We start from the raw sequence: 12,729 nt of genomic DNA on the forward strand, positions 1-12,729 counted from the left end.
TTTAAGCTCCATGTTGCTGAATGAGTGTAGTAACGTACTGTTTAGCAAGTTGCTCGCTGTGTTTGAATTGGTCTTTACTGGACTGACTAAGTACAGCCCTTAACCATAATCCATCAATCATTGCTGCGCTCAATTGCGCAGCTTCTACTGCCTGCTCGATTGGCATTAGCTGTTTAAATGAATAGGCTAAGTTGCTCGTTAAACGCTTGCTATTTACATTTTGCAAACGATGTAACTCTGCATCGTGCATTGACTGAGCCCAAAAACTCAGCCAAGTTCGTGTGGTATCCGCACGTTGTTGTACCAACGCAAAATTTGCTTCAATAATATACATCAGTCTTTGTTCTGGTAAGGTAGACTCATCAACTTGCGCTAACAAAGACTGCTTTAAGCTCGATAATAAATGCCGAACTGTTGCTTCAATTAACCCTTGTTTACCACCAAAATAATGACTAATTATTCCAGAAGATAAACCTGCTTTTTTACTAATACTATTTATAGTTGTTCCTTGTAGCCCCAACTCCCCCACTGATTCAATCGTTGCATCAATGAGTTGTTGACGGCGCACAGGTTCCATTCCAATTTTCGGCATGTTTTTATTAATTGAACGTTCAATATAAAATAAATATTAACCAACAATGCATACTTTTTCAAGGTTGAGTTACAACTCAGCCCCTAATTCAGTCCCAAGTTAAATTTGCAAGACTTTGAATTTCAACAAAAATATTGACAACCATCTGTCGATGTTAATTTTTTGTTGGTGAGTAATATACGGTGGAATGATTTAAGTTGTGTGAATATTAAACGCGTTATACACAAAATAGAGTAAGTGCCAGCGTGCCCTTAACGAGTGAAGTAATGGCTTTATTATCGACTGCGCAATAATTATAAGAGTAAGGCTTTGATTCATATCATTGCCCCGAGTTTAATCACTTACTTTTCACTCGCTCTCTTCTTGTGACGACACCGTTCAGAGCAGTATTTAACATCTAGCCATACCTTTTCCCACTTTTTCCTCCAGTTAAAAGATAGCCCACATACGACGCATATTTTACTCGGTAAATTTGCTTTTTTTACTCGCTTGCCATTATTACGCATTTAACCTCCTGCAGCCTTTCTTGCCTGCGTATCGTGCTCAGCTACCTTTTTCTCGATTGCACGTGTTTTGCCACGATCCGCGCACCTTCTTTTCTAGCTGGCAAACTTTTTTGCCAACGCCATAGAACATCACGTGCTATCCGGCCTGATTCAACAATATCAACGACAGGCTCTGGATAGTCAGAGCCCAAATATACCTGATACATAGTCTGCTCCATCGGCGTTAGTAGCCAAGGAGTGTGTATCAATTCATTTGGCAGCTCACGAAGCTCAGGTACATATTGGCGAATAAAAATCCCTAGCGGGTCTTTTTCTTGTGATTGCTTTATAGGGTTATAAATACGCAATGTATTGATGCCAGTCATTCCCGCTTGCATTTGAAATTGCGCATAATGAATACCCGGCTCAAAATCGAGGAACAATTTAGCTAAATGTGGCGCGCCCCAGCGCCAGTCTAGCTGTAAATGGTGGCATAAAAAGCTGACTAACATTGCTCGCATTCTGAAGTTAACATAGCCGCTCACATGCAAAGCGCGCATACATGCATCCACCAGCGGATAGCCTGTATTACCAGCTTTCCAAGCATCAAACCTTCGTATTGCGTCGTCATCAGTTTGATACGTAAAGGTATTATAGGCACGATTTAACGGCGCGTACTCTATCGAACACTCAGACTCAAATTTTTGTATAAAGTGGCAATGCCAATGTAATCTTGACGACAGTGCTATAAGTGACTTTCGCCACCCTTTTTGATCCCAATGTGCAAGTAAGCGCTGATAAAACTGCCTTAAACTGACGTTGCCCCATGCCAAATACGCTGACATCCGTGAACACGCAGCTCGACTTAAGTCAGGGCTAGACAGATGAAATGCATAAGATTGCCCACGTTCATTAAAAAAGCTTCCTAGCACTTTTTCCGCACACGTTTGCCCGCCAGTTTGAAATTCATTATTATGCTCAAGCCAGCTTTGAGGAGGCGAAAATACATTAAGCTTGATGATTTCCTCATGCTGTGGTTTCAGCCAAGGAATGCACGACACGTCAATTTCTACAATCGCCGCACGCATCATTTTGTGCCAATTTTTATCCCAATCATGTCGGTTTTTAATACCACGACGGACAGCGCCAGTTTCGAACTCTTGCCAAGTCACTTGATGTTCATTACACCATTGCTTTACTTGCAGGTCTCGTTGAAAAGTCTTTGCTAAGCCAATTTCTTGATGACTCCAAATCGTATTTATATGCCAAACCTCTAGCAATGCGTCAAAGCATTCAATACAAGTCCCTTGGAGTACCGTGACCGATACATCAATTAACCGCCCGTTTATATCATCAATAGACTGCTGCACAAAACGCCAATGCCGAACATCATAATGTGGGTCATTCAAAAGTTCTGGCTCAACAATATAGAGGAGTACCACGGGCAATGAAGAGCGCATTGCCTCTGCTAGAGGTGCATGATCAGTTAACCGTAAGTCTCTTTTTAACCAAACAATATTGATGGCCTTACAGCCTAAATCTTTAGCATTCTTCACATTTTATATTCCATGTTCTGCTAAACACGCTTATTCACAAAAGGCAGAAAACGTCAAAGCAAAACAGATGATACGTATTGCTATAAAGTTCAGATTTGTTTGTGTTGCTAGAAAATCATAACAATTGGTGAGCGTTTTGGGACATAATGACGTACAACGGAAGACGTAAACTAAATATAGGAAGTTTCACCCATGCATAGTGACAAAGGGAAAAAAGTACCAGCGACAAGGTTAGCTCGGCTATCAAAGCTCGGGCAATTGGTAACACAAGTCACTGGCAATATGGCACTTGAAGGCATTAAACAGTTGTCACAAGGTGAAAAACCAAAACTCTCAAACCTCGTATTGCACCCAAATAACCTTAAGAATGTCGCCGATAAACTCGCCCAAATGCGCGGTGCGGCAATGAAATTAGGGCAACTCATTTCTATGGATGCGGGTGACTTATTACCTAAAGAATTGAGTCAGTTACTCAGCCAATTGCGCTCTAATGCACTCCCAATGCCTAACAAGCAACTGCTACAAACTTTAAAAGAAAACTGGGGCGATAATTGGTTAGATAACTTTAGTCATTTTGAGTTAACACCATTTGCATCAGCATCCATTGGCCAGGTTCATCTCGCCTATGATGAACGAGGGACTAAGTTGGCCATCAAAATCCAGTACCCAGGTGTACGAGAATCAATTGATGCCGATGTAGACAACGTAGCCAAAGTGATCAAGCTTTCAGGGTTGCTACCAAAGCATATCGAATTGGATAGCCTGCTCCAAGATGTAAAAAAACAACTCAAAATTGAGTCTGATTACCTGAAAGAATCCAATTACTTAAGTAGATACAAAACACTCTTAGAGGGCGATGGAAACTTTATTATTCCCAACCTTTACTCTGACCATATTACGCAAAGTATTTTACCCATGACCTTTGTTGAAGGCGTTGAAATCGATAAAGCGCTCACAGAGTCGCAAGCTAATAGAAATCGCATGGTACAGTTGCTGATTGAGTTATTTTTCAAGGAGCTTTTTAGCTTCAAACTAATGCAAACGGACCCGAATTTTGCTAATTATTTATATCAATCAGACAGTCAAAAAATCGTCCTACTCGATTTTGGCGCTACCCGCGAAATATCATGCCAGATAAGTGAAGGCTATTTAGCATTGATAAACGCAGCCTGTAAAAAAGACACGCATAAAATAAGACAAGCGGCCATGAAAATTGGCTTCTTTAAACAAGACATTGATGAGCATTACTTTGAGCAAGTAGCCACTATTTTTTCACTGGCAACTGAGCCTCTTCAATACGACGGTATTTATGATTTCTCAGCGTCGAGCCTAGCTCAACGAATTCAGCATGCTGGGCAGTCTATTAATAACAGAAAAGACCAATGGCATACACCGCCTGTAGATGCATTATTTATACATCGAAAACTAGCCGGGTTGTATTTATTAGCGGCGAAACTTGAAGCTAAAGTGAATGTTGCTGAGTTATTTAGACCATATCTATCAACAAATAATGAAGACCGTCTTTTCGTTGCACAAAGTGGTAATGAAGCAGGTTAATTAGGTATTTTTATAGCGGCAAGCCATGTGGCTATTTTTTTTTCGAATTTAGGAATAGTCGATATAGCCACGCTCAGGCAAAGTAGTCCAATGATACCAAAAACAACCTGTTGATCTTGTATGCCTAATACCATAAATATTATCCCAATGATTAAATTCGACCACTTACCAAACATTAAACATGCCTTTCAACTCATTATTACCAATTAAAAATGCTGAACGCTCGACACATTTTCAAATAACCGCTAAACCACGTAGCTCTCATTAACTATCTTAAAGTAGTGTGTTAACTGCTACGGTCTAGTTTTGTGCCGAAAAATAGCACAAGTGAAAAAAAAGCAATAGTGTACAAAAGAGAAACACGCTGTAAAATTGTGATTAAATGTAAATGGAAAGGAATACTTTGGTTTTTATGAATACAAAAAAGTTAATTATAATCAGTAGGTAATCGATAGTTTGCAGTGAATGGCGTGAGTGAACTGCGAGTTTTGAAATCATGTATTCAAAGAGAGAATACGTCATTTTAGCCAGAGCTCACCTTAGTCGTAAAATGCTCAAGCTCGTTTTCAAAAATAAGGTCTGTCCTTTTAATGTACTGTTTTCTAAGTACTGTTTTAGAGAAACTGATCATTGCGTTACTCAGATGTAAGCTGCGTCATAATGTCTAAACATACAGGCGCAACAGACAACAACAATAAGCCTGCCATCGTATAATTAAAATAGCGCTGTCGAATTGAATTGCTTAAATACTTTTTTAGCACCACACCGAATACTAACCAGACACCGACACACGGCAGCCCAACCGCTAAAAATACAGCAGCAACCATTATATTTTCATAAACATAGTCTACCCCGCTATTCGTAAAAGCCACGATCGCGCCCATTGCAACTACCCAAGCCTTGGCATTTACCCATTGAAATAGAGCACCATTCAAAAAAGAAAGTGGCCGTTGTTGCGCATCACTTTGCAGATCACTACGCGTGCAAGCAATCAAAAAGCTTAAATATATTAAGTACACTGTACCCAGAAACTTTATCCATAATTGCAGAGCTGGAAATACCTCAAATAACTTACCAAAACCAAATCCGACAGTAATAAGCATAACGACGAAGCCGAAACATATGCCTAGGAGCAAAGGAATACTTTTACGCACCCCAAAGTTCACTCCAGACGTCATAACCATAATATTGTTTGGCCCAGGTGTAATAGAAGACGAAATCGCGAATAACAATACGGCCAGTAATGCTTCCATGGTATTTCCTTTAAATTCGATGACTACGATGTCGCACTTATTATATGAGTTCGGGGGTTATTCTGACTTAAGCATATAGAGGCAATTATCGTATGGGATGGTGCCCGGGTAGGCTGAAAATCGAAAACCTGCTTTTTCATATGCTCTAATAGCACTGAAATTATGGGTGACGACAAACAGCGATGCGCTTTTTGTATGCGTCAACTCTAAGCCTCGTTTTATCAGATTGTCGATCAAAATACGGGCAACACCCGTGCCTCTATATTCAGGTGATACAGCAAGGCGACCTAAATGACAACGCCCAAGCCGTTTATATATTTGACCGAAAGCCACGCACACTTCATCTTCATTGGTAAGTGCGTATGAAGCAATTTTGTCCAGGCTCAAGCTGTGTTTAAATGATGTTCTGTCATAAGGATAAGGAAATTGAGGCCCAGCCCACTCTTTGGTAGATTGCTCATCATTAAACCAGTTCATTATTGTTGCTAAATGTGCCTCATTTGCTGCGACTAAGTTCATCCTTATCCTTAAACTATATAAGCTAATTATCCTTAACTTATTTTGATAAATAATTTACGCACAATAAAGAGAATTATATTCATGATAGTGCGTATTAAGCAGAAACAACCTTGTGTACGACGGTGTGTACCTAAATTGAATAAAGCACAGCGTTAATGTCATTATAATCGTTAATCAGGTGGAGATATGTTCAAGCTACATAGAGACCTGAGTATCAAGCCATATGAGCTCTAGGTAAATCATAAGTAACGGGGAAAATTAACGTCATGCACGGTATGAAAGCATGGCGATTATGATGCAGTGCTGCGTTTCGAGATATTCGGTTACAAAACAATGAACGAGAATTGAGCTATAGTTAAACCACCTTAATTTAAAGGTGGTTTAACGTAAAGTAATTTTACTCTAACCTACGGTACCAAATATTTTGTCACCCGCATCTCCGAGGCCAGGCACGATATAACCGTGCTCATTGAGGTGGCTATCTAACGATGCTGTATAAATCTCAACGTCAGGGTGAGCGTTTAAAGTTGCTTCAACCCCTTCAGGGGCCGCCACTAAAATAACTGCTTTTATCTGTTTGCACCCCGCTTTTTTAAGCATATCTATTGTCGCAATTAATGAACCACCTGTCGCTAGCATTGGATCAATAACCAAACTCATGCGCTCATCAATTTTTCCTACCAGCTTTTCAAAGTATGGCACCGGCTCAAGTGTTTGTTCATTTCGCTGCAGACCAACCACACTGACCTTAGCAGCCGGAATTAACTCCATGACGCCATCCATCATACCTAAGCCAGCTCTGAGTATTGGCACCACCGTTATTTTCTTTCCCTGTAACTTAGCCACCTGAATTTCACTTCCTTCCCAGCCTTTTATTGTTTGAGTTTCTAACGGCAGATTTTTAGTCGCTTCATATGTCAGTAAGGTGCCTACCTCAGAGACTAACTCTCGAAAACTTTTCGTACTGATCCCTTCTTCCCGAAGTAGAGCAAGTTTATGTTGAACAAGTGGGTGATCGATGATGTGTAATGCCATGGAGATAGTCCATTTTATGATTTATGACATTATTATAAGGTATTTCTATAAGATATTTCAGCAAAGGTGTGCTAAAGAAGCATAAAATATTATGCGCATTACTGCGTGTTTGAATACTGTAATGGGTATCGTATGCTCAACCCATTACAGTAATTGAACCGCTATAGCGACTCGAAAAAGTCACTCGGCGTGTGCCTAATTGGCTTAGTACATGCCACGGTAGGAGTACCTAAATATAAGTATCCGACAATTTCGTCACGTTCGTCTAACCCTAATAATGACTTTACCTTAGGACTTTGTGCAAAGTAGCCTGTGCGCCATACACCGGACAAACGTAAAGCGAATGCAGCTTGTTGCATTGCAAACACACTACATGCGGCACTTTCAATTTGCTCGATACGCGGGACTTTAGGGTGCTCTTGATATGGGCTTACTGCAATGATCACCATAGGAGCTCTTTGTGGCAGCGCTTTCGCTCTGTTCACTATGCGCTCTTCTTGTCCTTCAGCGACAGCAGCTTGATAGTATATTTCACCTAACTTGTCTCTCGCTTCATCTTGAGCAACAATAAAACGCCATGGCTTTAAGCCACCATGATCGGGGACTTTTAGAGCAGCTTTTTTAATTATTTCAAGCTGCTCAGCTGATGGACCAGGAAACGATAAATTACTATCTGATTGCCTTGTTGTTAGAAGTTCGATGGCATCCATTAAAACCAACCTTTATGAGAAATGATTGTTGTTTAGGATACCACCATATACTTTTTTGAGCTACGCTACAGCGAGACAAGGCTTTAATTTATTTGCGTTTCTGGGTCTGGGATAAGCGCTTTCTTCAACCAATAATCAAGACTGAAGTACCTTCCCCCCCCAACAAATAATAAGCTCAATAGCATTGCAAAATATAATGCCGCAAACTCAATACCGTTATTTAGTACCGTAATCGACCCCTTTTCATACAGATAATCAGGGAACCCATGCGCTTGCACAATCCCTTTTATTTTATCAAGCCGCTCTCCTACTTCTAAACTGTTATCTAAGCTCGCTTGTGCACCTGGAATACTTAGCCACTCTAATACCTGAGCAGCACTGGTATCTGGATTAGTCGGGGCAATCGCAAACCACCCATTGTGCCAATGCACCGTGGTCGCTGCAATAAACATGGTAAACAACAGAGGAATGGCCGCGAGCCGAGTAAATAAACCTATAAGTATTAACCATCCACCTAAAAACTCAGACCAACCGGCTAAAAACGCCAATAAATCAGGAAACGGTAAACCCAGCCCCCAATCACTATTACCAAACCAGCTAACAACATTCGGATCTGCCAATAAGGTATCGGGAAAAGCCATTTGTTCATTTGAGAGGTTGAGCTTATTAAAGCCTGCAATGATCATAATCGGTGCCAGGATCAATCGAAATAGTAGTGGCGGGATCCCATCCAATATTTCGAGCTTTTTTAAAGTAAGTTGATAAAGGGCGTGAATTTTTAACAGCATATGCGGCCTTTTGATAGTGAGTATTAAAACTTAGTTATCAGTGTAGACCGCATTTTGAAAACTTTTATTGCATCATAACAAAGAAAAAAGTATGAGGTTTAATACTTATATCTTTCTTGCAACCTGCAATGCTTCATATATTGCGCGCTTGGCATCAATCGCACTGGCGAGTTTTGCGCCACCAATAACGTGTTGGTTATCAGGCAACGCTTCCTTATTAAATAACGAGTCACTCGATACTTGACCAATACATGCAATCACCGTATCAACATCTAGCCATTGTTCTTTTCCATCAACTCTAATAAGCAAGCCTTTATCTGAAAACGCGACATATTCACAGCCGGCAATTTGTTCTACGCCATGATGCTTTGCAACCTGACGGTGGATCCATCCCGTTGTTTTGCCAAGTTCACTGCCAAACCGACCAGCGCTGCGCTTCAGCATATAGAGTTTTCTTGGATCTTTTGCGGTATCTGCTTCGCACTCAATACCCCACTGAGACTTAAAGCCAGCGATTGATTGGTCTGCCGTTTCTGTTAAAAATGCCACCATGTCAAACCCAATGCCACCGGCTCCCAAAATAGCAATTCGTTCACCCAGTTCAACTTCACCTCGAATGACTTGGTCATAAGCAAAAACTTGTTTACCATCAGAGCACTGGATTGGAGATAACCGAGGGGTGACTCCCGTGGCAAACACAATATCATCATATTGAGTAAGCATACTCTCTTCAAATGGCGTGTCTAATTCTAAAGCGACGTTCAATCTCTTTATCTCAGAGAGATAAAAAGCTAAGGTTTTTTTAAAGTCTTCTTTACCAGGGATCTGCATGGCTAAATTAAATTGCCCACCAGCATGGGTGTTTTTATCAATAAGTGTAACTTTATGGCCTTTCTTGGCTAAATAATAACTTGCTGATAGCCCAGCAGGCCCTGCACCAACCACTAATACATTTTTTGCTTTATCTGCTAATTGTAATGGGTAATCTAGCTCAAAACCCGCTTGCGGATTAACTAAACAGGTCGCACGCTTTCCTTTAAAAACGTGGTCTAAACACCCTTGGTTGCAGCCAATACATATATTAATTTGTTCACTGCGGTCATCTTGATACTTATTAAAAAACTCTGGGTCTGCTAAAAGTGGCCGTGCCATTGAGATCAAGTCTGCATTTTCATCTTCTAAAATAGCATTGGCAATATCCGGTGTATTGATCCGATTGACCGCAATAACAGGGATACTAACCACATCTTTAAGGCGTTTTGACGCTTCTTTAAATGCACCAGGTGGTACCATACTCGCGATAGTAGGCACTCTGGCCTCATGCCAGCCAATACCTGTATTCAATATATCAACGCCCGCGGCTTCAAGTGCCAGAGCTTGCTCTGTCACTTCTTCTGGAGTTGAACCGTTTGGTACCAAATCCATCACTGACAACCTAAAAATAATCAGAAATTTATTTGAGACTTGTGCGCGAACCGCCCTAACTATTTCAACAGCAAGTCGCATTCTATTTTCAAGGTTACCACCATACTCGTCGCTGCGTTTGTTGGTATGATTGGCCATAAACTCATTGATTAGGTACCCTTCTGAGCCCATCACTTCTACACCATCGTAGCCTGCCTGCTCGGCAAGTTTTGCAGAGCGAGCAAAATCCTTGATAGTACTTTTTATCATGCCCACCGACATGTTTTTTGGCTTATAGGGGTTGATTGGTGCTTTTATCGCACTTGGGGCGACATTAAATGGGTGGTACGCGTAGCGCCCTGCATGCAGTAATTGTAAACAGATTTTAGCATCATGTTTATGCGCAGCGCGAGTGTACGCTCGATGCTTTACTACGTCATAAAAGCTATTAAAGGACGAAGCAATTGGTGTTAATTTACCCCGAACATTCGGGCTATAGCCACCGGTTATAATAAGCCCAGTGCCTCCTTTAGCCCGCGCTTCATAAAAAGCGCTTAATCTTTTTCGATTATGCCATCCCTCTTCTAACCCTGTATGCATTGAACCCATAACCAAACGATTACGTAGTTGAGTGTGCTTTAATTCTAATTTTTTTTCTAACATTACCTGCCCCGGCTAACTGGTCTAACCTGTGCAACATTATCAATTTTCTATGAATTAGCAAGCCAATTAACAAAGTAAATTATTTGTTGACCCCACCTAAAGTCTAATTTTTTCCCCATTAGTGTATTTATACTACGATTGTACGTCTTTAAATACTTCGTTACGTTTTAGTTATTACACCTTTATATATTCTAGGGTATTATCAATAATAGAGAATATTTTAGGTACTCCTGTACATTGATTGAGGGCTAATTTTGAATTTAATTGGTAAACTTTTTAAAGGGCTATGGCACGGCCTTAACTTTTCTCGTCGCCTTATTGTGAATTTGTTATTTTTAGTGATCATTGCAGCTGTCATCATCAGTGCATCGAGTACCAATGATGAAATAATCATCGATAATAACAGCGTCCTGCGTTTGAACCTGCAAGGCTCTTTAGTTGAGGAATTAACATACGAAGATCCTTTTGATGCAGCCCTAAGCGATGCCACAAACTCAAATGATCAACCAAAAGAGCTTTTGTTAGACGACGTTATACGTGTAATAACCCAAGCTAAAGATGATGATCGAATTCAGATCTTACTGCTAGATTTGAAACATTTACGCGGCGGGCACTTAGATAAACTGCGTTCGATTGCGGATGCCATAGAGGCATTTAAAGACTCAGGTAAAACAGTCCTTGCGCATGGTGCGTTCTACTCTCAAGCCCAATACTATTTAGCTTCAAAGGCAAATACCATATCGCTTCACCCATACGGAGGAATTGATATTCGCGGATACGCTTCTTATCCACTTTATTTTAAAGAGGCACTTGAAAAGCTTAAAGTAACTCAGCACATATTCCGAGTCGGTACATTTAAGTCAGCCGTTGAACCATTTATCCGCAATGACATGTCAGAGTCAGCAAAAGAAGCAAACAAACTATGGCTTGATGAGCTTTGGTCTCAATATAAACATGACATAAGTGCAGCAAGACAATTTGATACCGCTAATTTTGACGAAACAACGGACAATTACTTAGCTAAAATGGAACAAGTTAAGGGAGATTATGCACAATATGCCCTAAAAAATGGGTGGGTTGACGCGTTAAAAACCGATCAAGAATTACAGCAGGAACTCATTGCGCTTGTAGGGGAAAACAACTCAGGTAAAAGCTATAAACAAATCAGTTTTGCGAAATACTTGAGCTTTATCACCCCCCCAGTCGACTTTGTAAACCCAGTTACCGAAAAAGTTGCGGTCATCGTAGCTCGCGGAAAGATAGTGGATGGAAAACAAAAAGCAGGTACGATTGGCGGAGAATCAACCGCAGCTCTACTAAAAAAAGCACGGTTAAACGATAAGGTTAAAGCGGTTGTTTTACGTATTGATTCAGGTGGTGGTAGCATGTTTGCCTCAGAAATCATCCGTAACGAAGTACTCGCAATTAAAGAGGCAGGCAAACCCGTTGTAGCTTCTATGGGTTCTGTCGCAGCATCTGGTGGCTATTGGATAGCAGCATCAGCAAATGAGATATGGGCCTCTCCAAGCACAATTACAGGATCAATTGGTGTCTTTGGCTTGTTTATGACATTTGAAAATGCACTGAACGACCTTGGAGTATATTCAGATGGCGTTGCTACAACAGAGCTTAATGACATCTCACTATCTCGCGGCGTTAACCCACAATTAGCGCAAGTTTTTCAACTTGGTGTTGAGAACGCTTATGATAAATTTATCAGTGTTGTGGCCAACTCTCGTGGCTTAGAAAAATCGGCTGTCGACAAAGTAGCACAAGGTAGAGTTTGGACTGCAACACAGGCTAAAGAGTTCGGCCTCGTTGATAGTTTAGGCGACAAACAAGACGCCATTAGTGCAGCTGCAAAACTTGCCAACTTAGACTTTTATGATGTTATTACGATAGAGCAAACTTTATCTGAGAAAGAAAAGTTACTCCGTGAGATTTTTGGTACCGCCATGGTACAAGATACTATCAGCGCGCTAGCTCCACAATCTAGCTTACTTAAGTTACTAGAAAAGAACTTAGGCCAGGTTAGCACTGATTTAGAGCGCCATTTATCAACGCTTTCACAAATGAACGACCCAAATGGTATTTATACTCAGTGTATGACTTGCCAGATAACATATTGATCATTCGCTGCAATCAGCAATGACAATTGATATACTAA

The 12,729-nt window shown here is 40.7% G+C and carries 11 protein-coding genes; 2 read left to right on the plus strand and 9 right to left on the minus strand.

The window, feature by feature from the left end; all coding sequences use genetic code 11:
* Nucleotide 1: 1 nt before the first annotated feature.
* The 3 genes from betI to PCIT_RS12085 all read right to left on the minus strand — a co-directional run bounded on the left by betI (nt 2) and on the right by PCIT_RS12085 (nt 2,633).
* Nucleotides 2-577, minus strand: a complete 576-nt coding sequence (betI, locus tag PCIT_RS12075) for a transcriptional regulator BetI (RefSeq protein WP_010366803.1) — start codon at nt 575-577, stop codon at nt 2-4.
* 356 nt (nt 578-933) lie between these two features.
* On the minus strand, nt 934-1,098 hold the full coding sequence (locus tag PCIT_RS12080; protein ID WP_010366804.1) for a DUF2256 domain-containing protein: 165 nt from the start codon (nt 1,096-1,098) through the stop codon (nt 934-936).
* Nucleotides 1,099-1,139: 41 nt separating this feature from the next.
* On the minus strand, nt 1,140-2,633 hold the full coding sequence (locus PCIT_RS12085) for a cryptochrome/deoxyribodipyrimidine photo-lyase family protein (RefSeq protein WP_010366805.1): 1,494 nt from the start codon (nt 2,631-2,633) through the stop codon (nt 1,140-1,142).
* Nucleotides 2,634-2,825: 192 nt separating this feature from the next.
* Between PCIT_RS12085 and PCIT_RS12090 the strand changes: the two genes are divergently transcribed.
* Nucleotides 2,826-4,190: an ABC1 kinase family protein gene (locus PCIT_RS12090; protein ID WP_010366806.1), complete on the plus strand. Its 1,365-nt coding sequence runs from the start codon at nt 2,826-2,828 to the stop codon at nt 4,188-4,190.
* Nucleotides 4,191-4,825: 635 nt separating this feature from the next.
* On the opposite strand, the gene PCIT_RS12095 is transcribed toward PCIT_RS12090, so the two are convergent.
* The 6 genes from PCIT_RS12095 to PCIT_RS12120 all read right to left on the minus strand — a co-directional run bounded on the left by PCIT_RS12095 (nt 4,826) and on the right by PCIT_RS12120 (nt 10,562).
* Nucleotides 4,826-5,443, minus strand: a complete 618-nt coding sequence (locus tag PCIT_RS12095; RefSeq protein ID WP_010366807.1) for a LysE family translocator — start codon at nt 5,441-5,443, stop codon at nt 4,826-4,828.
* A 57-nt stretch (nt 5,444-5,500) separates the two neighbouring features.
* The gene (locus PCIT_RS12100; RefSeq protein WP_010366808.1) at nt 5,501-5,962 is read right to left on the minus strand and encodes a GNAT family N-acetyltransferase; all 462 of its coding nucleotides are present in this window, start codon (nt 5,960-5,962) and stop codon (nt 5,501-5,503) included.
* A gap of 402 nt (nt 5,963-6,364) precedes the next feature.
* Nucleotides 6,365-6,997 (minus strand): uracil phosphoribosyltransferase, encoded by a 633-nt coding sequence (upp, locus tag PCIT_RS12105; RefSeq protein ID WP_010366809.1) that lies wholly within the window; start codon nt 6,995-6,997, stop codon nt 6,365-6,367.
* A gap of 161 nt (nt 6,998-7,158) precedes the next feature.
* The gene (locus PCIT_RS12110; RefSeq protein ID WP_010366810.1) at nt 7,159-7,707 is read right to left on the minus strand and encodes an NAD(P)H nitroreductase; all 549 of its coding nucleotides are present in this window, start codon (nt 7,705-7,707) and stop codon (nt 7,159-7,161) included.
* 83 nt (nt 7,708-7,790) lie between these two features.
* Complete coding sequence (locus PCIT_RS12115) at nt 7,791-8,495, minus strand: HvfX family Cu-binding RiPP maturation protein (protein ID WP_010366811.1); 705 nt, start codon at nt 8,493-8,495, stop codon at nt 7,791-7,793.
* A gap of 105 nt (nt 8,496-8,600) precedes the next feature.
* The gene (locus PCIT_RS12120) at nt 8,601-10,562 is read right to left on the minus strand and encodes an FAD-dependent oxidoreductase (RefSeq protein WP_010366812.1); all 1,962 of its coding nucleotides are present in this window, start codon (nt 10,560-10,562) and stop codon (nt 8,601-8,603) included.
* A gap of 254 nt (nt 10,563-10,816) precedes the next feature.
* On the opposite strand from PCIT_RS12120, the gene sppA reads away from it, so the two are divergent.
* Entirely contained in the window at nt 10,817-12,691 is a 1,875-nt protein-coding gene (sppA, locus tag PCIT_RS12125; protein WP_010366813.1) for a signal peptide peptidase SppA, read from the plus strand.
* Nucleotides 12,692-12,729: the final 38 nt, after the last annotated feature.

The sequence above is a fragment of the Pseudoalteromonas citrea genome, from assembly GCF_000238375.3.
GTDB classification, from domain to species: Bacteria; Pseudomonadota; Gammaproteobacteria; order Enterobacterales; family Alteromonadaceae; genus Pseudoalteromonas; species Pseudoalteromonas citrea.

Coding starts and splice junctions, on each gene's coding strand:
- betI (WP_010366803.1), bottom strand. CDS start 577: ATGGAACCTGTGCGCCGTCAACAACTCATTGATGCAACGATTGAATCA.
- PCIT_RS12080 (WP_010366804.1), bottom strand. CDS start 1,098: ATGCGTAATAATGGCAAGCGAGTAAAAAAAGCAAATTTACCGAGTAAA.
- PCIT_RS12090 (WP_010366806.1), top strand. CDS start 2,826: ATGCATAGTGACAAAGGGAAAAAAGTACCAGCGACAAGGTTAGCTCGG.
- PCIT_RS12095 (WP_010366807.1), bottom strand. CDS start 5,443: ATGGAAGCATTACTGGCCGTATTGTTATTCGCGATTTCGTCTTCTATT.
- PCIT_RS12100 (WP_010366808.1), bottom strand. CDS start 5,962: ATGAACTTAGTCGCAGCAAATGAGGCACATTTAGCAACAATAATGAAC.
- upp (WP_010366809.1), bottom strand. CDS start 6,997: ATGGCATTACACATCATCGATCACCCACTTGTTCAACATAAACTTGCT.
- PCIT_RS12110 (WP_010366810.1), bottom strand. CDS start 7,707: ATGGATGCCATCGAACTTCTAACAACAAGGCAATCAGATAGTAATTTA.
- PCIT_RS12115 (WP_010366811.1), bottom strand. CDS start 8,495: ATGCTGTTAAAAATTCACGCCCTTTATCAACTTACTTTAAAAAAGCTC.
- PCIT_RS12120 (WP_010366812.1), bottom strand. CDS start 10,562: ATGTTAGAAAAAAAATTAGAATTAAAGCACACTCAACTACGTAATCGT.